The following is an 18722-nucleotide window of genomic DNA, read 5'->3' as shown; positions in this document are numbered from 1 at the left end:
GATGTAGCCAGGGAGCGATCAATATGACCAGCATGGAACCCGGTGTTTCCGGGGTCGATCCGCGGCTGAGCTTCGATGATCCGTTACTCGACGGTCTGTTGATCCTCTGCAAACTGCATGGCGCGACGGTCAGTCGCGCCAGTCTGAGTGCCGGGCTGCCCCTGGACAAGCAACGCCTGAGCCTGGACCTGCTGCCCCGCGCCGCAGCCCGGGCCGGTTTGCAGGCGCGGCTGCTGCGCCGCGACCTCAAGGACATCTCCCCGCTCAACCTGCCGGTGCTGTTGCTGCTGGGCAATGGCCGCACCGCCGTGTTGCGGCGTTTTGCCGATGACGGCAAGGCCCTGATCCTGCCCAGTGAAGCCGATGGCGGCGAGCAGTGGGTCAGCCGCGAAGAACTCGCCGAACACTACAGCGGCCAGGCCCTGTTCGCCCGGCCCCGGCATGAACTGGAAGACCTTCGCTCACCACTGGTGCCACGGGTCCAGGCGTGGTTTCGCGACACGTTGAAGCTGTCGAAATGGCTGTACAGCGATGCGATCCTCGCCAGTTTCCTGATCAACCTGCTGGGCCTGATGGTGCCGCTGTTCGTCATGCAGACCTACGACCGCGTGGTGCCGAACCAGGCCACGTCGACCCTGTGGGTGCTGGCCATCGGGTTGTTGATCGGCACCGGTTTCGAACTGGTGCTGCGGGTGGTGCGCGCGCACCTGCTGGACACCGCCGGCAAGAAGACCGACGTGATCCTTTCCGCCACTTTATTCGAGCGCATCACCGGCATGGCGATGAAGGCCCGGCCAGCGACCATCGGCGGCTTCGCCCAGAGCATTCACGACTTTCAGGGGCTGCGGGAGTTTCTCACCGCCGTGACCCTGACCAGCCTGATCGACCTGCCCTTCGTGGTGCTGATGCTGGTGGTGATCGGCCTGCTCGGTGGCTGGCTGGTGGTGATCCCGCTGCTGGCGTTTCCGATCACGATCATGTTCGCGATGATCATTCAGGTGCGCCTGCGCGACACCGTGCAAAAAAGCCTGAGCCTCGGCGCCGAGCGTCAGGCGCTGCTGATCGAAACCCTCGGCGGTCTGGAAACCCTCAAGGCCTGCAGCGCCGAAAGCGAGCGCCAGCACAAATGGGAAAGCACCCACGGCGCCCTCACCCGCCTCGACAGCCATGCGCGCAATCTCTCGGCGCTGGCCACCAACGGCACGCTGTTCATCCAGCAGTTCTCGGGGATGGCGACCATCGTCGCCGGGGTCTACAGCATCATCGCCGGCAACCTTAGCGTCGGTGCGCTGGTGGCCAGTTACATGCTTGGCAGCCGCGTGCTCGCACCACTGGGCCAGATTGCCGGGCTGATCACCCGCTACCAGCAAGCGCAACTGACCATGAAAAGCACCGACGCGCTGATGGCCCTGCCTCAGGAGCGCGACGGCAAACAGCGGCCGCTGGAACGCACGCAACTGCAAGGCGCGCTGGACGTCAGCGGTGTGACCTTCCATTACAACGGCCAGAATGCCCCGGCCCTGAGCAATGTCAGTTTCAGCCTCAAACCCGGCGAACGCATCGGCATCATCGGCCGCAGCGGCTCGGGCAAAAGCACCCTGGCACGACTGGTGATGGGTTTCTACGAACCGGAAGAAGGCCAGTTGCTGCTCGACGGCCTCGACCTGCGGCAACTGGATGTCGCCGACCTGCGCCAGCAGATCGGTTACGTCGCCCACGACCTGCCGCTGCTGGCCGGCAGCCTGCGCGACAACCTCACGCTCGGCGCCCGCTACGTCAGCGATTCGCGGATGCTCGAAGTCGCTGAACTGACCGGCGTCACCGAACTGGCCCGCCAGCACCCGCAAGGCTTCGACCGGCCGGTGGGAGAACGCGGGCAATTGCTCTCCGGCGGTCAGCGCCAGGCAGTCCTGTTGGCCCGGGCGCTGTTGCTCGACCCGCCGATCATGCTGCTCGACGAACCCACCAGCGCCATGGACAACAGCAGCGAAGACGTCCTGCGTCAGAAGCTCCACGGCTGGGTGCAGGGCAAAACCTTGCTGCTGGTTACCCACCGCACCTCGATGCTGAGCCTGGTGGACCGGTTGCTGGTGCTGGACAACGGCCGGATCGTCGCCGACGGTCCGAAGGATGCGGTCATCGATGCACTGCGCAAGGGCCGGGTCGGCTCGGCGGCGGTCTAGGAGTTGCCCATGTCTGCTTCCTCTTCTTCAAAATCGCGCGGCTACTTCGACAGTTTCGGCAAAAGCGCCGAGGCCGAATTCATGCCGGAAACCGCCGGCGCGTCGTTGCAGGATTCGCCGCGCTGGTCGCGGATCACCGTGTGGCTGGCAGCGGCGCTGCTGATCAGCGCGCTGGTCTGGGCCAAGTTTGCGGTGCTCGAAGAAGTGACCATGGGCGAAGGCAAGGCGATTCCGTCGAGCAAGGTCCAGGTGATCCAGAACCTCGAAGGCGGGATCGTCACCGAGATCTTCGTGCGTGAAGGGCAAATGGTGAACAAGGGCGACACCCTGCTGCGCCTGGATGACACGCGGTTTCTGTCGAACAAGGGCGAGAGCGAGGCGGATCGCTATGCGTTGATGGCGCAGGTCGAACGCCTGTCGGCAGAGTCCGAAGGCCGGCCGATGAAGCTCTCGGACGAGATCGTCAGCAAGGCGCCGCAAGTGGCCGAAGATGAACGCGCGCTCTACGACCAGCGCCAGCGGCGCCTGGCCAGTGAGCAACGCACGCTCACCGAACAGCTGCGGCAAAAGACTCAGGAACTGGCGGAGTTTCGCTCCAAACAGGGTCAGTACAGCTCCAGCCTGGCGCTGTTGCAGCAAGAGATGAACATGTCATCGCCGCTGGTGGGCACCGGGGCGGTGTCGCCGGTGGAAATCCTGCGGCTCAAACGCAGCGCGGTGGAAATTCGTGGCTCGTTGAACGCCACGACCCTGGCGATTCCCCGGGCTGAATCGGCGATCAACGAGATCAAGAGCAAGATCGACGAATCGGAACAGACCTTCCGCTCCGACGCCGCCAAGGATCTCAACCAGAAACGCACCGACCTGTCGAAAATCACCGCGTCGAGCATCGCCATCGACGACCGCGTCAGCCGCACCACGGTGACCTCGCCGGTACACGGGGTAATCAAGCAATTGAAGGTCAACACCATCGGCGGCGTGGTCCAGCCGGGCAGCGACATGGTGGAAATCGTGCCGCTGGAAGACAACCTGCTGATCGAAGCCAAGGTCCGTCCGCAGGACGTAGCGTTCCTGCACCCGGGCCAGAAAGCCATGGTCAAGTTCAGTGCCTACGACTACACGATCTACGGCGGGCTCAGTGCCAAACTTGAGCTGATCGGTGCCGACACCATCACCGACGACAAGGGCAACAGCTTTTACCTGATTCAGGTGCGTACCGACAAAAACCATTTGGGCGGGGATGTGAAACCGCTGCTGATCATTCCGGGGATGGTGGCGACAGTGGACATCATTACCGGGGAGAAAAGCGTGCTGGATTACTTGCTCAAACCGGTGCTGAAGGCCCGGACCGAAGCGATGCGCGAGCGCTAGTCGCACTCGTTCCCACGCAGTGGGAACGATCAGCCTCCGTGATTCTTCTGGAAGGTCTCCTCCCCCATCGCCGCAATCTGCCCCTCGATCAACGCCTCGAACGGCTTGAGCAACGGATCGAAAGAGGCCGGCGCTTCCAGGGTCTGCAACGCCTGCACAATCGCCTCGATGGTCGACAACGCCCCCGGCCCCGGTGCCTTGCGCAGCCGATACCGGGAAACACCACCCTCCGCCAAAGTCACCCGAGGCAACGCCGCCAGCAAGGGATTGAGGTGCAACATCTTGCGCGCCTTGCGCCACGTGCCGTCCGGCACCACCAGCAACAGCGGTTCATCGGTCGCGGTGTAAGCCTGCATCGGCTGCGCATCGTCCGCCGGGAACAGCAACCGCGCCCGATAGCCCGGCCGGTTCAGCAACGTTGGCAAATCCTCGAACACCTCGCCGACGATCAGTTCGGCATTGTTCAAACCGAGTGCCGCCAGACGTGCGGTGTTGAGCGCGTGACTGACTTCGCTCGGGTGCTGCAACAGCAACACCCGGGTGCGGCTGTCGAGGCTGGGGATCAGCGGACACAGGCAGTGGGTTTGTGGGCGCAGGCAACGCGGGCATTGAGGTCTGGACATGAATTCTTATGCCTGATTGAGCTGCGCTTTGAGCAGGTCACGGAAAGTCTGGATCAGCGGCTCGCGGCTGCGGCCACGGCGCATGATCATGGAAAACGGCGCCTGATAACCGAAGGTCGCCGGCAGCAAAACCCGCAGGTCGCCCTTGTCGGCCCAGGCTTGCGCATAGTGCTCCGGCAGGTAACCGATGTAGGCGCCGGACAGCACCAGAATCAGCTGTGCCTCCATACTTTCCACGGTGGCGGCGCTGTGTTTGAAACCGTGGCGCGCCAGTTCCGCCTGGCTCCAGTAGCCCCGCCCGACCATGCGTTGCTGGGTGATGACCTGCTCGGGAATCCGCCGCTCGTTGAACAACGGGTGACGGCTGCTGCAATACAGCCAGTGCTGTTCGCGGTACAGCGGCATGTACACCAGACCGCTCATGCGCGTGGAAAACGCGCCGATGGCCAGATCGAGGCGGTTGTCCTGCACGCCAAGTTGCAGTTCATAGGGGCTCATCACCGACAGGTGCAAATGCACCGCCGGGTGTTCCTGACTGTAGGCGCCGATGGCTTCGGCGAACGGCAAGGCCTTGTCGCTGACCGTGGAGTCGATCACCCCCAGATTGAGCGTGCCGCGCAGTTCACCCTTGAGCGCTGCGGCGTATTGCTCGAACCCTTCGAGTTCGGCCAGCAGGCGCAGGGTTTCCTGATGGAACAGCTCGCCTTTGCTGGTCAGGCTGAACCCGCCGCGCCCGCGATGGCATAGCACCAGACCGAGCGCGGCTTCGAGCTGGCTCATGTAGGTGCTGATCGCCGAGGTCGACAGGTTGAGTTCCTGCTGCGCGTTGGCAAAACCCTGATGACGCACGACGCTGACGAAAATGCGCAAAAGTTTCAGGTCGGGTAAAGCGTTGGCCATGGGTTACTCCCGGCAGTAGAGATGTGTCGCTTGATCAATCGAACCCCAAGGCGCACAAAGTCTATCCCGCCCCTCTCCATTAGTTTAGAAAATTCTGAACTAAGTTTTTGTTCGTAGCGATTCTTCCATCTCACTACATTTCGCAGAATCGGCCCCACAGCGGCGTCCGAACCTGTGCTGAACGGCGCGCCGACATAAATAAAACAAAGACGATGAGGCCCTACCCGTGGACAAGATTCTTCACCAACCACTGGGCGGCAACGAAATGCCGCGCTTCGGCGGCATCGCCACCATGCTCCGACTCCCCCATGTACCGACCGCTGCCGGCCTGGACGCTGCCTTCGTTGGCGTGCCACTGGACATCGGTACTTCGCTGCGCCCCGGCACCCGCTTCGGGCCACGCGACATCCGCACCGAATCAGTGATGATCCGCCCGTACAACATGGCCACCGGCGCTGCGCCGTTCGACTCGCTGTCGGTTGCCGACATCGGTGACGTGGCGATCAACACCTTCAACCTGCTCGACGCCGTGCGCATCATCGAAGAAGCCTACGACAACATCCTCGAGCACAACGTGATCCCGATGACCCTGGGTGGCGACCACACCATCACCCTGCCGATCCTGCGTGCCATCCACAAAAAGCACGGCAAGGTCGGTCTGGTGCACATCGACGCTCACGCTGACGTCAACGATCACATGTTCGGCGAGAAGATCGCCCACGGCACGACCTTCCGTCGCGCCGTCGAAGAAGGCCTTCTGGACTGCGACCGCGTGGTGCAGATTGGTCTGCGTGCGCAGGGTTACACCGCTGACGACTTCAACTGGAGCCGCGATCAGGGCTTCCGCGTGGTGCAGGCCGAAGAGTGCTGGCACAAGTCGCTGGAACCGCTGATGGCCGAAGTGCGCGAGAAAGTCGGTGGCGGCCCGGTGTACCTGAGCTTCGACATCGACGGCATCGATCCGGCCTGGGCGCCGGGCACCGGCACCCCGGAAATCGGTGGTCTGACGACCATTCAGGCGATTGAAATCGTTCGCGGCTGCCAGGGCCTCGACCTGATCGGCTGCGATCTGGTAGAAGTCTCGCCCGCTTATGACACCACCGGCAACACCTCGCTGCTGGCCGCCAACCTGCTGTACGAAATGCTCTGCGTACTGCCGGGCGTGGTCCACCGCTGAGGGTCGGGTCATGAACGAACGTGATCAGGTTCTGAAAGCGGCCGCCGATCTGGTGTCCGCCTTCGCCCGCAACGATCGCGAAGCCTACTTCGGCGCGTTCAGCGCCGATGCGAGCTTCGTGTTCTACACCCTCGAACAGCCCCTGCTGTCGCGCGATGCCTATCAGGCGTTGTGGGACAGCTGGCGCGCCGAGGATGGCTTCGAGGTGCTGTCGTGCACCTCGAGCAACGCCTTCGTCAGCCTGCAGGGTGACGTGGCGATTTTCATCCATGACGTGGCCACCGAGCTGCGCATGCAAGGGGAGCAACACTTCAGCCAGGAGCGCGAGACGATTGTTTTCAAGAAACAAACGTCGAGCCTAGAACAACAAGGCCATTGGCTGGCCTGCCACGAACATTTGTCCGCAATGCCGGAAGGGCTGCCACCCCCTTAGCCAAGACAGGTGACGCTCACGCACGATGAGCGCGCCTTTATGATCGGAGCAGATCATGAATAACAACAACAAAGACCAAAGCCTTACGCAGATTGAAACCCACGGGGTCGAACAGATCCCGGACAACGAACGCACCGCCGGTCCCGTGGACTTGTTCCGCATGATCTTTGGCGGCGCGAATACCTTTGCCACCGCCGTGCTCGGCAGTTTCCCGGTGCTGTTCGGCCTGTCCTTTCAGGCGGGCGTCTGGGCGATTGTCTCGGGCGTGCTGCTTGGCTCGCTGATCCTCGCACCGATGGGCCTGTTCGGCCCGCTCAACGGCACCAACAATGCCGTGTCGTCCGGTGCGCACTTCGGCGTGCACGGGCGGATCGTCGGTTCGTTCCTGTCGTTGTTGACCGCCATCGCCTTCTTCTCGCTCTCGGTGTGGAGTTCGGGGGATGCGCTGATCGGGGGTGCCAAACGCTTGATCGGCCTGCCGGAAACCGACCTGACCCTGGGCCTGGCCTACGGTCTGTTCGCGATTCTGGTGCTGACCGTGTGCATCTACGGCTTCCGCTTCCTGCTGTGGGTGAACAAGGTTGCGGTGTGGAGCGCGAGCCTGCTGTTCCTGTTGGGCATCTTCGCCTTCGCCGGTCCTTTCGATTCGCACTACGCCGGTACTGTCAGCCTCGGTCAGCCGGGCTTTTGGGCCGCCTTCATCGGCGCCGCGCTGGTGGCCATGAGCAACCCGATTTCCTTCGGCGCGTTCCTCGGCGACTGGGCCCGCTACATCCCGCGTGAAACTTCGCGCAAGCGGATCATGGCGGCGGTGATTTTCTCGCAAATCGCTACGTTCATTCCGTTCCTGTTCGGCCTGACCACTGCGACCATCGTAGCGATCCAGGCACCGGACTACATCGCGGCCAACAACTACGTCGGCGGTCTGCTGGCGGTGTCGCCGAGCTGGTTCTTCCTGCCGGTGTGCCTGATCGCGGTGATCGGCGGCATGTCCACCGGCACCACGTCGCTGTATGGCACCGGGCTGGACATGTCCAGTGTGTTCCCGCGCCTGCTGTCGCGAGTGAAAGCGACGCTGCTGATCGGCGTGCTGTCGATTGCCTTCATCTTCATCGGGCGCTTCGCGGCGAACCTGGTGCAAAGCGTGTCGACCTTCGCCGTGCTGATCATCACCTGCACCACGCCATGGATGGTGATCATGATCATCGGCCTGGTGGTGCGTCGCGGCTTCTACTGCCCGGACGACCTGCAAGTGTTCACGCGCGGCGAGCAAGGCGGACGCTACTGGTTCAGCCACGGCTGGAACTGGCGCGGCCTGGGTGCGTGGATCCCGAGCGCGGCGGTCGGCCTGTGCTTCGTCAACCTGCCGGGGCAGTTCGTCGGCCCGCTGGGTGAACTGGCCGGCGGCATCGACATCAGCCTTCTGGTGACCCTCGGTCTGGCCTCGGTGATGTACCTGATGCTGCTGAGCCTGTTCCCGGAACCGGCGCTGGTCTACGGACCGAAGGATCCACGGAGCAAAGGCGCCCATGCGCCGGCGGAAGCGGCGCTGCGTCAGGCCGCCTGAAGAAACGAATCGCCTGTGGGAGTCAGCCTTCTCCCACAGTGTTCCACCCCATAAAAAAGACAATCGGAGACACGCCATCATGGCTTTGGATTTATTCGTCGTCCTCATCTACGCGGCCGGCATGCTGTTGCTCGGCTATTTCGGCATGCGCAAAGCCAAGACCAACGAGGACTTCCTCGTCGCCGGGCGTAACCTCGGCCCGAGCCTGTACATGGGCACCATGGCCGCGACCGTTCTCGGTGGCGCGTCCACCGTGGGCACCGTGCGTCTGGGCTATGTGCACGGCATCTCCGGTTTCTGGCTGTGCGCGGCACTGGGTTGCGGCATCGTGGCGCTGAACCTGTTCCTGGCCAAGCCGCTGCTGAAACTGAAGATCTACACCGTTACCCAGGTCCTGGAAAAACGCTACAACCCGATGGCCCGCTCGGCGAGCGCGGCAATCATGCTGGCCTACGCGCTGATGATCGGCGTGACCTCGATCCTCGCCATCGGCACCGTGCTGCAAGTGCTGTTCGGCCTGCCGTTCTGGGTTTCGGTGCTGCTCGGCGGTGGCGTGGTGGTGGTGTACTCGGCCATCGGTGGCATGTGGTCGCTGACCCTGACCGACATCGTCCAGTTCATCATCAAGACCGTGGGCCTGATGTTCATCCTGTTGCCAATCTGCCTGTACAAAGTCGGTGGCTGGGACGAACTAGTGCTGAAACTGCCGGCCACCGCCTTCAGCTTCACCACCATCGGCTGGGACACGATCATCACCTACTTCATGATCTACTTCTTCGGCATCCTGATCGGTCAGGACATCTGGCAACGGGTGTTCACCGTCAAGACCGCCAAAGTCGCTCAGTACGCCGGTAGCATCGCGGGCATCTACTGCATCCTCTACGGCCTGGCCTGCGCGCTGATCGGCATGGCTGCACACGTGCTGATCCCGGATCTGGACAACGTCAACAACGCCTTCGCCGCGATCGTCAAACTGTCGCTGCCGGACGGCATCCGTGGCCTGGTGATCGCCGCTGCCCTGGCCGCGATGATGTCCACCGCCAGCGCCGGCCTGCTCGCCGCTGCCACCACCCTGACCGAAGACCTGCTGCCGAAACTGCGTGGCGGCAAACAGTCGAGCCTGGGCATCAACCGCCTGTTCACCCTGCTGACCGGTGTTGTGGTGCTGGGTATCGCGCTGATTGTGAATGACGTGATCAGCGCCCTGACCCTGGCCTACAACCTGCTGGTGGGCGGCATGCTGATCCCGCTGATCGGTGCAATTTTCTGGAAACGCGCCACCACCGCCGGCGCCATCGCCAGCATGGGCCTGGGCTTCGCCACCGCCCTGCTGTTCATGGTCAAGGACGGTCTGGACGCCAACACCCCGATCTACTACAGCCTGGCCGTTGGCCTGGTGAGTTTCGTGGTGGTGAGCCTGGTATCCCGTCGCCCTGCGACCGTGGCCAGCGCGATCTAAGCTGAAACATAACGACTTGATGCTTTCTTCGACGGGTGTGGCGTCGGTTGCCACACCCGTTTTTTTTCGTCTGGAGAAAATGCTTTATGAAGATTGTTTCTCGCGATCAGTGGTTCGAAGTCCAGCACCTGAGCGACGGCATTCGCCTGATCCACGAGCCGTTCATCCGCCCGTTCTACCGCTGCAACCTGTGGCATGTGCAGGGTCGGAACAAGGACCTGCTGCTCGACAGCGGTTCCGGGCTGGTCAGCCTGCGCGAGCAACTGCCGTGGCTGACCGAACGGCCGCTGGTGGCGGTGGCCAGTCATTGCCATTTCGACCACATCGCCGGGCATCACGAGTTTGCCGAACGGCTGGTGCATCCCGCCGAGGCGGACATTCTGGCTGCGCCGGATGGCGAGAATGACTTGAGCCGCGCCTTCGTCGGCGACGACATGTTCGAAGCGCACCCGGATTGCCCGTTGTGCTACGCCGAATACCGGGTCAAGGCTGCGCCGGCCACCGGGTTTGTCGAGGACGGCGATGTGCTAGACCTGGGCAACCGCACTTTGCAGGTGCTGCACACACCGGGGCATTCACCAGGCGGGATCAGCCTCTATGAAGCCGCCACCGAAACCCTGTTCAGCGGCGACATCATCTACGACGGCCCCCTGATTGAAGACGCCTACCACTCCAATCTCGAGGACTACGCCGCCAGCCTGCGACGCTTGCAGGCGCTGAGGATCCGCACGGTGCATGGCGGGCATTTCGGCAGTTTCTCGGGAGAGCATTTACGCTCGATGATTGACGAATGGTTGCGCCGACACGCCTGAGGCCTGCTGTACTCCAGTCAGATCCCGCCACTTTTTGAACATCTGCCATGAGAAGAGCTGCCGTGCGTGCCGCCGTGCACCGATTCATCAAACGCCTGCTGGAACACCGCGACTTCAATGACAACACCAGTCTGGCGGAGCTGGGTCTGGAGAAGGCGGATATCGAGGATCTGATCTTCCATCTGGAAGATGAATTCGGACTGACGGCCTTCACCGCAGAAGAGGACCGCATGCTCAAGAACGCGAAAACCGCGAATGACTTGAGCCGGTTTCTGTTGGAAATCGGGCGGCACTGAAAAGCAAAAGGTCGCCGTTTCCGGCGGCTCCAGCCTCTTTCTGCCGGAGCCGCCCGAAACGGCGACCTCTCTAATCTTTAATCCTTGGAGCCGGAAGGCATTACCGCCGACGCTGCTGACGCCGACGCTGTTCGTCGTCAGTGCGAATCGGGACCGGTTGCAGAGGCGGTTCGATCAAGCCGAGGGCAACACCCAAATCGTGCAGCCAGTTCTGAATTTTCTCTTTCATCGTCATGCCCCCTTCAGGGTGGTGCTGAGCGGCCGGAATTCTGTAGCCGCTTCGCACTGATAATAGTCCGAAGTCCTACGCAATGCTCGGCGAAATCCGCAATGATCTGTTACTGAATGGATCAGAATCCCTGACCGTTCGTTCAAGCCGTTTCCCGGGTATCTTCGCCAGCCACGGGATAGAGCGCCTGCTGCTGCTCAATCCACGCATTGAGGTTGGCGCCGACCATGCCCCGGCGCCACATGAGCCACGTTGTCGCACTGGCAAACGGCTCGGCCAGCGGGTGCACCGCGACACTTTCGCGGCCCGGCAGGCTGGCGAGCATCGACTCCGACATCAGCGCCACACCGCTGCCGGCAATCACGCAAGCCAGCATTCCCTGGTAGGACTCGATCTCCATCGCCCGGCCCATCGCCGCGTGATAGTGGGCGAACCACGACTCCAGCCGTGCGCGGTAGGCGCAGCCATGACGAAAGGTGAACACCGCCCGCCCCTCGACATCCTTGGCACTGCGCACCGGCGGATGATCGGCCTCGCTGATCAGCACCAGCCGCTCGTTGCACAACGGCACCCCGTCGATCCCGGCCAGTTGCGGCGGGCCGTCCACCAGCGCCGCATCGAGCCGCCCGGTGAGCAGCCCTTCGAGCAATTCGCCGCTGGGCCCAGACTGCACCTGAAGATTCACCGCCGGATACTGCTTGTGATACCGCGCCAGCAGCGCCGGCAAGTGAATTGCGGCGGTGCTGTACAAGGTACCGAGCACGAAATCCCCCGCCGGTTGCCCACCCATCACCGCCGCACTGGCCTGATCGCGCAGGGCGAACAGCTTGCCGGTGTAGTCCAGCAGGACTTTTCCCGCAGGCGACAACTGCAAACGCTGACGCTCGCGGACGAACAATTCGACGCCCAGTTGCTCTTCGAGCTGTTTGAGCCGGGTCGACAGGTTCGACGGCACGCGGTGCAGGCGTTCGGCGGCGCGAGTGATCGAGCCCTCCTCCGCCACGGCCTGGAAGATCCGCAATTGGCTGAACTCCACAACCTTTCTCCTGAACAGAACAAGTTACTCACTATTATTCAATTTTAAAGAAAGTCAATCAGTCCTAGCCTGACGGTCATCGAACCTTCCAACGGAATCCAGACCATGTCGCCGCTGATTCGCTTATCCGCCAGTTTCATTGCCCTGATGATGGCCATGGGCATCGGGCGTTTCGCCCTCACGCCGCAACTTCCCCACCTGATCAGCGAAGGGCAGATCGACCTGACCGCCGCCGGTCTGATTGCAGCCGCCAACTACCTCGGCTATCTGCTCGGCGCCGTGGACGCGATGTTTTCCCGTCGGCCCGGTCAGGTGCAACGGCGCCTGCATGGTGGCTTGTGGCTGTGTGTGCTGCTGACATTGGCGTCGTTCTGTGCCAATGGCTTCTGGTCGCACTTGCTGCTGCGCTTCGGCACCGGTGTGGCGAGCGCCTGGGTACTGGTGATGATTACTGCGCTGAGTCAGCCGCTGGCTGCGGCGGCGGGTCGCCCGAGACTGGGCGCGCTTGTATTTGCCGGGCCGGGCCTTGGAATCTTTCTGACGGGGTTGCTGGCGCTGTTCTCGCATCTGGCGCAGCAGACGTCCGCCACTTTGTGGCTGATCTATGCCGCCGTGGCGCTGGTGATGTTGCTGGGGATCGTGCGGATCCTGCCGCAACCGGGTGTTGGAGCAAGCGTCGCGCCTGCCGCCGTCAATCATTCGAATCGCGGCATCGGACGGTTGGCGGTGGTGTATGCCTTGTACGGCGTGGGCTACATCATTCCGGCCACGTTCCTGTCGCAGATGGCCAACGCGCAGTTTCACGGGCAATGGCAGGCGGATCTGTTCTGGCCATGCTTCGGCCTCGCTGCTGCGATTGGCGTGTTGCTGGTAAGTCTGCGTCGACACGATCCGGAAACCACTCGTCACTGGTTGATGGCGACGTTGTGGCTGCAAGCTGCTGGTGTCTTTGCCTGCCTGCTGGGCAGCGGCCTCGGCCTGGCTTTGGGTGTGATCCTGTGCGGCACGCCGTTCCTGGCCTGCATGCAACTGGTGATGCAGCGCTCCCGGGAGCTGGCGCCCCATGCCACCCAGCGCAACGCCGGCCTGCTCACCGCGTGCTTCGCTGTCGGTCAGCTCAGCGGGCCGTTGCTGGCGGCGGTCAGCAGCCACTTCAGCGGTGGCCTGCAACCGGCGCTGATGATCGCCGGCAGCGGCCTGCTGATTGCCGGCGGTCTGGCGTGGAAGCCGCTTACGACTGGCCGAGCGCTTTGCGCAAACGCCGACGCACCCACTGTTCCGCGCTGACGAAGGTGATGCCGAGCAGCACCAGCACGGCACCGATGATGAAGTTCAGGCTCAGTTCTTCGCCGAGCAGCACCACGCCGAACGTGACGCCGAACAACGGCGTCATGAAGGAAAACACCGCCAGATTGGCCGCCAGATAACGGCGCAGCAGCCAGAACCAGGTCAGATAGCTGAAGAACGACACCACCAGGCCCTGGAACAGCACGCTGCCCACCGCCACGGCGGTCAGGCTGACGTGGGTGATCTGGCCGCTGAGCAGTGCGATCAACAGCAAACCGACGAAGCCGACAATCAGCTGGTAAAAAAGCGTCAGCGTCACCGGCGCCTCCGACAGGCGCGAGGCGCGCACCACCACGGTGGTCGCGCCCCAACTGGCCCCGGCCAGCACGCCGAGGGCATCGCCCAGCAGCATGCGATGATCGAGGTTGTCCCACGACACGCCGCCGGCAAACGCTACCGCGATCCCGACAAATGCCATGAAGATCCCCAGCCATTGCACCGGTCGCAGACGTTCGCTGGGCAACAGGAAATGCACGCCCAGCGCGGTGAAGATCGGCGCGGTGTAGAGGAACACCGACATGTGCGCTGCCGTGGTCAGTTGCAGGCCTTCGGAAATGAACAGGAACTCAAGCCCGAACAAGGCACCGGCCAGCAAGCCGCCGCGCCAGGTCGTGCCGACCTGATCCCAGCCGCCCTTCCAGCAGATCAGCAGTCCTACAAGCAACGCGGAAATTCCCGACCGCCCCGCCGCCTGCATCACCGGCGCAATGTCGGTCGCCGCCCACTTGATCAGCACCTGCTGCACACCCCAGATCAGGCACAGGCCGATCATCACTTGCAGGGCAAAGCCGTCGGCACTGCGCCGACTGACGCTCACCGCAACACCTCGAACACACACGACATGGCAGTTTTTCCAATGGTCAAAACAAAGCCCCGGCTCTTCGTCCGGGGCGAAAAATGGTCTCGGGGATTATTAACCAGTTGGCCAGAAAAAGCCGTCTGGAAGAGACACTTCATTCTCCTGAAGCGTCAGCGCTGACGGGTTGATCTGTCAAACCGGTCGGCCACGACAAATCCGATCATACAGGCCAGCGCAGTGGCAAACGTCCCCCATGCCCAATCCAGCAACGTCACCTGCACCGACCAGCCGCGCAGCGTTGCACAATTGGTCAGGTCATAGGTGCCGTAAGCGACCAGCCCGAGCAGTGCACCCATCCGGGCGGCGCGTTGCCAGGTCATCGATGGCAACACCACAAACACCATGCAACCGAAAACATACAGGCAATAAAAAACCGCTGCTGGCACCAGCAACGGTTTTTCGAGCATCAGCGGCCCCAGCAGTTCGCGATAGGTCGGTGCCATCAACACGCCGAGCCAGAGGCTGTCGAGCAGGAGAAACATCAGCAGCGTGGCGACGTAGGCAATCAGCGCTTTTTTCATCTGCCCGACCTCAGGTTGGCCCATGCAACATGGGCCACGTCAGGCTCAGGTTAGTTCAATGCGATCGGCATGAATGACGATCTTGCCTTCCTTGTACAAGGAACCGATGGCCTTCTTGAAGTTGCCCTTGCTGACACCGAACAGGCTGCTGATCAGCGCCGGATCGCTCTTGTCGCTGACGGCCAGGGTGCCGTTGCTTTCGCGCAACTTGGCGAGGATCTTCGAACTCAGGCTGCTGGCCGCTTCCTGACCCACCGGTTGCAGGCTCAGGCTGATCTTGCCGTCGGCGCGCACTTCCTTGATGAAACCTTTCTCGCGCATGCCGGAACGCATGAACTTGAAGATTTCGTTCTTGTGGATCAAACCCCAGTGCTTGTTGTTGATGACGGCCTTGAAACCCATGTCGGTGGCTTCGGCCACCAGCAGATCGACTTCCTGGCCCACGCTGTAGTTGGCCGGGGTCTTGTCGAGGTAGCGATCAAGGCGCGCGGTGGCGGTGATGCGGCGGGTGTGTTTGTCGAGGTAGACATGCACCACGCAGTACTCGCCGGCGGTCATCTGGCGTTTTTCTTCGGAGTAAGGCAGCAGCAGATCCTTCGGCAGACCCCAATCGAGGAACACACCGATGCTGTTGACTTCAACAACTTTCAAACTGGCAAATTCACCGACCTGAACTTTTGGTTTTTCAGTGGTGGCAATTAGTTTGTCATCGCTGTCCAGATAAATGAAAACATTGAGCCAGTCTTCATCTTCGCTGGGAATATCATTAGGGATATAACGGTTGGGCAAAAGAATTTCGCCGTCGGCACCGCCGTCCAGATATAAACCGAAGTTAGTGTGTTTAACCACTTGCAAACTGTTGTAGCGCCCGACTAAAGCCATTTCCAATACCCTCATTGCGTGGGCGGCATTCTACCCGGTTTTGCCGGGTTCGTTGGCCGGCAGATGCTTCCGCAAACTGAAATTTGCGCGAAGCCTTGATTTTCCTTGGTTTGCCGCCGAGCGGGCGCCACTCGTCAGACCACCTCGGCGACTCCCCGGCGCGACGCCCCCGCGAAAAATCCACCCTTCCCGATAAATGTTGTTATTTAAAACAGCAGGTTAGCAGGATATTTATAATAATTAATCGAGAATAATCCACCCGCATGCTGGGTTATTCCGGGGGATATTTACCAAGCAATTGTCAAGTTATTCCTGTACGATGCCTGGCCGAGTTACTTTTCTACAGGTTAATGGCCGCCATGCGTGTAAAAGCATCCACCAGCAAAGCAAAGCCAGCTCCAGCCGTTGAAACCAGCGAATCGATCAACGATCAGATCGCGGCATTCCTCAAGTCAGGCGGCGAGATCCAGCAAATTGCCAAGGGCGTCAGCGGCCAGACGTTCGGCCCGTCCAAGCAGATCAGCCTGGGCAAGAAGTAACACCCCGCAACATCCCAGTCCCAAGGCGCTTTGAGCTTCGAAGCGTCTGGACCGGAACCCTCGCAAGACCTCTCTCACGTTTAATCAAACCGACAAAACAACAGAAATCGACGAACGGCCCTCGATGCCGATCATTCGCCGGTATCCTTGCACGCGTCTGGATCAAGCGTTTCAGCAGGTACGTCGGCCTGTGCTCGCTGTTCATGGAGTGACGCATGCTCAAACCCCTCTGTTTATTTCTTGCAGGACTGCTGGCGAGCCCGGTGGCGCACGCGCAGATTTTCCAGCGTGAACTCGGCGACTTCGACCTCAAGCTCGGCACTACGCCCAGCCGCAGCATGGCCCAGGGTCTGGTCAAACCCTCGGCGGCCGGCTCGTTTCACGGCGGCCTCGATCTGACCCATGACAGCGGCCTCTACGTTGGCCAATACGCACCGAGCATGGGGCTGACGCCGGGCAAGAATCTGGAGATCGACTCCTACGTCGGCTTCAAACAACCCTTCGATCAAACCCTCGGCTACGAAGTCGGGATGATCCATTACAGCTATCCGAAGGTCGACACCCTCGACAGCCAGGAACTGTTCGGCGGCCTGACCCTGCTCGGCAGCCGTTTCGGCATCGCACTGAGCAACGATCCGGACAAACAGAACAACACCTTGTTTGCCGATCTGGGCGGCAACCAGCCGTTCGGCATCGGGATCAGCATGAAATACACCACCCATCAGCTCAATACGCCGGTCTCGGTGGACGGCGGTTATGTCAGCAGTTTTACCGACTGGTCGGTGAAATTTTCCCGGCCGGTGATGGGCATCGACCTGGACCTGATCTACAGCAATTCCAGCCTCAGCGGCAGCGATTGCTCCGCCTATTCCGGGCACAACAGCCAGTGCGACGGGCTGGTCACGCTCAAGGCCGAGCGTGCGTTCTATTGATCGGCTGAACTGCCGGGAGCATCCTGCGTTCACATAAGAATCAGACGCCAGGCTTTCGCAAGGACTCGCTCATGTCTCGCTGGTTCAAACACTGCGCCACCCTGTTGATCTTCACCCTCGCCCTCGGCGCGTGCAGCCGCGTCGGCCTGGCCTATCGCAATCTCGACGTGATCATTCCATGGACGCTCAGCGACTACCTGGACATGACCGGCGAGCAGAAAGGCTGGTTCAACGAACGCCTGAAGGAACACCTGAGCTGGCACTGCACCACGCAATTGCCGGGCTACCTGGACTGGCTGGATCGTTTGCAAACCATGGTCGAGACCAATCAGGTCACCGACACCGCGCTCCAGGCCCGCACCGTGGAAGCCAAGCAGGCGATTGCCGAAACCGCCCGGGAGATTACCCCGTCGGCCATCGAGTTGCTGCAAGGGCTGGACGACAAACAGGTCACCGACATGAACGATGCGTTCGCCAAGGACCTGCGCAAACGTCAGCAGGAGTATGTGAAGCCGCCACTGGCCCAGCAGATCGCCGAGCGTGGCGCCCGCATGGACAAGCGCCTCAACGACTGGCTCGGACCTTTGAGTGTCACGCAAGAGCAACGGGTGATGGCGTGGTCAACCGCACTCGGCGACCAGAACACCCAATGGATCGCCAACCGTGCGCACTGGCAACAGCAGTTCAGCGCCGCCGTTGCCCAGCGTAAAAGTCCGGATTTCCCACAGCGGATCGAGACACTTCTGGTCTATCGCGAGCGTTTATGGACAGCGGATTACCGCAAGGCCTACGCCGACACCGAGGCCCAGGCGCGCTCGCTGGCGGTTGATCTGATGGCAGAAAGCACACCGCAACAACGCCAGCGCCTGTTGAAGAAAATCGATGGAGTACGCAAGGACTTCAATGATTTGAAGTGTCTGAAAGCGGCGAAAGCAGGCTGAGGTTCATTGAACCTGCGGGAGCCGGAAAACCCGGCTCCATAGGGATCGCAGCAGGCCTTCAGGCAATCTGCGCTTTTGACGCGACACGATCGAAAGTCGCCTCATCCAGCGCATCCTCCTGCTCATCCAGCACCTGACGCGGATGATCGTTACCGGGAATGCTGCTGTCGATCAGGCTCAACAGGCTAGAGCCACGCGGGGTCAGGCTGAAATTGTTGCCGGTACTGCCCTCATCGTCGCCCCGAGGCTCGATAAAACCGCGCAGCAACAGCTTCTGTTCGTATTCACAGGCGATGGTTTTCAGATGATCCAGATTCTCGATCGGCTCGCCTGCCGCGGCTTTTTCCGCTGCGTAGTCTTCGGCATAGGAGCGCGGTGCAAAGCTGTGGCCTGCGCCGTTCTGCACTTCATGCAGCAGGCGTTCAATCAAATCCCAGTTATAAGTCGTCATCCTGATTCAACCTCCGGTGCGCGTGATTAATGGCGCTGTCTTAGGTTGTGACCCGAGCGGGCAATAGCCGTTCAGCTTCATTTACCGCAACGACCGACCGGCGGTCTGTCGATTTCCGACAGCCTTGAGCGACTAGTCTGAGACAGACGGTTTCAACCCCGCAG

At 61.4% G+C, this 18722-nt stretch carries 20 protein-coding genes; 12 read left to right on the top strand and 8 right to left on the bottom strand.

Features of this window, described 5'->3' with window-relative positions; genetic code table 11:
• Window positions 1-23: 23 nt before the first annotated feature.
• Together M5B98_RS12735 and M5B98_RS12730 are read left to right on the top strand one after the other, a co-directional pair.
• The gene (locus M5B98_RS12735) at window positions 24-2183 is read left to right on the top strand and encodes a type I secretion system permease/ATPase (RefSeq protein WP_248742886.1); all 2160 of its coding nucleotides are present in this window, start codon (window positions 24-26) and stop codon (window positions 2181-2183) included.
• A 9-nt stretch (window positions 2184-2192) separates the two neighbouring features.
• The gene (locus tag M5B98_RS12730; RefSeq protein ID WP_085710363.1) at window positions 2193-3554 is read left to right on the top strand and encodes an HlyD family type I secretion periplasmic adaptor subunit; all 1362 of its coding nucleotides are present in this window, start codon (window positions 2193-2195) and stop codon (window positions 3552-3554) included.
• A 29-nt stretch (window positions 3555-3583) separates the two neighbouring features.
• Here M5B98_RS12730 and M5B98_RS12725 read toward each other — a convergent pair whose 3' ends face one another.
• Both M5B98_RS12725 and M5B98_RS12720 read right to left on the bottom strand, forming a co-directional pair.
• Entirely contained in the window at window positions 3584-4177 is a 594-nt protein-coding gene (locus tag M5B98_RS12725) for a tRNA-uridine aminocarboxypropyltransferase (RefSeq protein ID WP_248742885.1), read from the bottom strand.
• Window positions 4178-4183: 6 nt separating this feature from the next.
• Window positions 4184-5077 carry a LysR family transcriptional regulator gene (locus tag M5B98_RS12720; protein ID WP_007956593.1) on the bottom strand — a complete coding sequence of 298 codons (894 nt, stop codon included), beginning with the start codon at window positions 5075-5077 and terminating at the stop codon, window positions 4184-4186.
• Window positions 5078-5303: 226 nt separating this feature from the next.
• Here M5B98_RS12720 and speB point away from each other — a divergent pair, with 226 nt between their 5' ends.
• From speB to M5B98_RS12690, 6 genes are all read left to right on the top strand, one after another.
• Window positions 5304-6254, top strand: a complete 951-nt coding sequence (gene speB / locus M5B98_RS12715) for an agmatinase (RefSeq protein WP_007956591.1) — start codon at window positions 5304-5306, stop codon at window positions 6252-6254.
• Window positions 6255-6264: 10 nt separating this feature from the next.
• Entirely contained in the window at window positions 6265-6687 is a 423-nt protein-coding gene (locus tag M5B98_RS12710; protein ID WP_085710361.1) for a YybH family protein, read from the top strand.
• A 55-nt stretch (window positions 6688-6742) separates the two neighbouring features.
• Window positions 6743-8254, top strand: coding sequence for a purine-cytosine permease family protein (locus M5B98_RS12705; RefSeq protein ID WP_085710359.1), 1512 nt, complete (start codon window positions 6743-6745; stop codon window positions 8252-8254).
• 79 nt (window positions 8255-8333) lie between these two features.
• Window positions 8334-9713 (top strand): sodium:solute symporter, encoded by a 1380-nt coding sequence (locus M5B98_RS12700; RefSeq protein WP_248742884.1) that lies wholly within the window; start codon window positions 8334-8336, stop codon window positions 9711-9713.
• Between the two features lie 86 nt (window positions 9714-9799).
• Window positions 9800-10525 carry an MBL fold metallo-hydrolase gene (locus M5B98_RS12695; RefSeq protein WP_248742883.1) on the top strand — a complete coding sequence of 242 codons (726 nt, stop codon included), beginning with the start codon at window positions 9800-9802 and terminating at the stop codon, window positions 10523-10525.
• 47 nt (window positions 10526-10572) lie between these two features.
• Window positions 10573-10821 (top strand): acyl carrier protein, encoded by a 249-nt coding sequence (locus tag M5B98_RS12690; protein WP_248742882.1) that lies wholly within the window; start codon window positions 10573-10575, stop codon window positions 10819-10821.
• 100 nt (window positions 10822-10921) lie between these two features.
• Here M5B98_RS12690 and M5B98_RS28680 read toward each other — a convergent pair whose 3' ends face one another.
• Together M5B98_RS28680 and ptrR are read right to left on the bottom strand one after the other, a co-directional pair.
• The gene (locus M5B98_RS28680; RefSeq protein ID WP_007914492.1) at window positions 10922-11050 is read right to left on the bottom strand and encodes a PA1414 family protein; all 129 of its coding nucleotides are present in this window, start codon (window positions 11048-11050) and stop codon (window positions 10922-10924) included.
• A 142-nt stretch (window positions 11051-11192) separates the two neighbouring features.
• The gene (gene ptrR, locus M5B98_RS12685) at window positions 11193-12086 is read right to left on the bottom strand and encodes a putrescine utilization regulator PtrR (protein ID WP_114881847.1); all 894 of its coding nucleotides are present in this window, start codon (window positions 12084-12086) and stop codon (window positions 11193-11195) included.
• Between the two features lie 105 nt (window positions 12087-12191).
• On the opposite strand from ptrR, the gene M5B98_RS12680 reads away from it, so the two are divergent.
• Complete coding sequence (locus M5B98_RS12680) at window positions 12192-13373, top strand: MFS transporter (RefSeq protein ID WP_248742881.1); 1182 nt, start codon at window positions 12192-12194, stop codon at window positions 13371-13373.
• On the opposite strand, the gene M5B98_RS12675 is transcribed toward M5B98_RS12680, so the two are convergent.
• From M5B98_RS12675 to M5B98_RS12665, 3 genes are all read right to left on the bottom strand, one after another.
• Window positions 13318-14250 (bottom strand): DMT family transporter, encoded by a 933-nt coding sequence (locus M5B98_RS12675; RefSeq protein ID WP_085710351.1) that lies wholly within the window; start codon window positions 14248-14250, stop codon window positions 13318-13320. The genes M5B98_RS12680 and M5B98_RS12675 overlap by 56 nt on opposite strands.
• Window positions 14251-14402: 152 nt before the next feature.
• Window positions 14403-14813, bottom strand: coding sequence for a DUF2177 family protein (locus M5B98_RS12670; protein ID WP_248742974.1), 411 nt, complete (start codon window positions 14811-14813; stop codon window positions 14403-14405).
• Between the two features lie 45 nt (window positions 14814-14858).
• Complete coding sequence (locus M5B98_RS12665; RefSeq protein ID WP_248742880.1) at window positions 14859-15695, bottom strand: S1 RNA-binding domain-containing protein; 837 nt, start codon at window positions 15693-15695, stop codon at window positions 14859-14861.
• 350 nt (window positions 15696-16045) lie between these two features.
• Here M5B98_RS12665 and M5B98_RS12660 point away from each other — a divergent pair, with 350 nt between their 5' ends.
• The 3 genes from M5B98_RS12660 (at window position 16046) to M5B98_RS12650 (ending at window position 18107) form a co-directional block, all read left to right on the top strand.
• On the top strand, window positions 16046-16234 hold the full coding sequence (locus M5B98_RS12660) for a hypothetical protein (protein ID WP_016985943.1): 189 nt from the start codon (window positions 16046-16048) through the stop codon (window positions 16232-16234).
• Window positions 16235-16449: 215 nt separating this feature from the next.
• A complete protein-coding gene (locus tag M5B98_RS12655) occupies window positions 16450-17166 on the top strand; it encodes a TorF family putative porin (RefSeq protein WP_114881844.1) in 717 nt (238 codons plus the stop codon).
• A 71-nt stretch (window positions 17167-17237) separates the two neighbouring features.
• Window positions 17238-18107 carry a DUF6279 family lipoprotein gene (locus M5B98_RS12650; protein WP_248742879.1) on the top strand — a complete coding sequence of 290 codons (870 nt, stop codon included), beginning with the start codon at window positions 17238-17240 and terminating at the stop codon, window positions 18105-18107.
• Between the two features lie 58 nt (window positions 18108-18165).
• Here the strand turns inward: M5B98_RS12650 and M5B98_RS12645 are convergent, their stop codons facing one another.
• Window positions 18166-18558, bottom strand: coding sequence for a transcriptional regulator (locus M5B98_RS12645; protein ID WP_085710345.1), 393 nt, complete (start codon window positions 18556-18558; stop codon window positions 18166-18168).
• Between the last annotated feature and the right edge of the window lie 164 nt (window positions 18559-18722).

The organism is Pseudomonas sp. MWU12-3088, assembly GCF_023242405.1.
GTDB classification, from domain to species: domain Bacteria; phylum Pseudomonadota; class Gammaproteobacteria; order Pseudomonadales; family Pseudomonadaceae; genus Aquipseudomonas; species Aquipseudomonas kribbensis.
This window is presented reverse-complemented; position numbering and strand designations above follow the sequence as displayed.

Coding starts and splice junctions, on each gene's coding strand:
- M5B98_RS12670 (WP_248742974.1), bottom strand. CDS start 14,813: ATGAAAAAAGCGCTGATTGCCTACGTCGCCACGCTGCTGATGTTTCTC.
- M5B98_RS12735 (WP_248742886.1), top strand. CDS start 24: ATGACCAGCATGGAACCCGGTGTTTCCGGGGTCGATCCGCGGCTGAGC.
- M5B98_RS12690 (WP_248742882.1), top strand. CDS start 10,573: ATGAGAAGAGCTGCCGTGCGTGCCGCCGTGCACCGATTCATCAAACGC.
- M5B98_RS12665 (WP_248742880.1), bottom strand. CDS start 15,695: ATGGCTTTAGTCGGGCGCTACAACAGTTTGCAAGTGGTTAAACACACT.
- M5B98_RS12730 (WP_085710363.1), top strand. CDS start 2,193: ATGTCTGCTTCCTCTTCTTCAAAATCGCGCGGCTACTTCGACAGTTTC.
- M5B98_RS12655 (WP_114881844.1), top strand. CDS start 16,450: ATGCTCAAACCCCTCTGTTTATTTCTTGCAGGACTGCTGGCGAGCCCG.
- M5B98_RS12650 (WP_248742879.1), top strand. CDS start 17,238: ATGTCTCGCTGGTTCAAACACTGCGCCACCCTGTTGATCTTCACCCTC.
- M5B98_RS12695 (WP_248742883.1), top strand. CDS start 9,800: ATGAAGATTGTTTCTCGCGATCAGTGGTTCGAAGTCCAGCACCTGAGC.
- M5B98_RS12720 (WP_007956593.1), bottom strand. CDS start 5,077: ATGGCCAACGCTTTACCCGACCTGAAACTTTTGCGCATTTTCGTCAGC.
- M5B98_RS12725 (WP_248742885.1), bottom strand. CDS start 4,177: ATGTCCAGACCTCAATGCCCGCGTTGCCTGCGCCCACAAACCCACTGC.
- M5B98_RS28680 (WP_007914492.1), bottom strand. CDS start 11,050: ATGAAAGAGAAAATTCAGAACTGGCTGCACGATTTGGGTGTTGCCCTC.
- M5B98_RS12660 (WP_016985943.1), top strand. CDS start 16,046: ATGGCCGCCATGCGTGTAAAAGCATCCACCAGCAAAGCAAAGCCAGCT.
- M5B98_RS12645 (WP_085710345.1), bottom strand. CDS start 18,558: ATGACGACTTATAACTGGGATTTGATTGAACGCCTGCTGCATGAAGTG.
- M5B98_RS12700 (WP_248742884.1), top strand. CDS start 8,334: ATGGCTTTGGATTTATTCGTCGTCCTCATCTACGCGGCCGGCATGCTG.
- M5B98_RS12705 (WP_085710359.1), top strand. CDS start 6,743: ATGAATAACAACAACAAAGACCAAAGCCTTACGCAGATTGAAACCCAC.
- M5B98_RS12710 (WP_085710361.1), top strand. CDS start 6,265: ATGAACGAACGTGATCAGGTTCTGAAAGCGGCCGCCGATCTGGTGTCC.
- M5B98_RS12680 (WP_248742881.1), top strand. CDS start 12,192: ATGTCGCCGCTGATTCGCTTATCCGCCAGTTTCATTGCCCTGATGATG.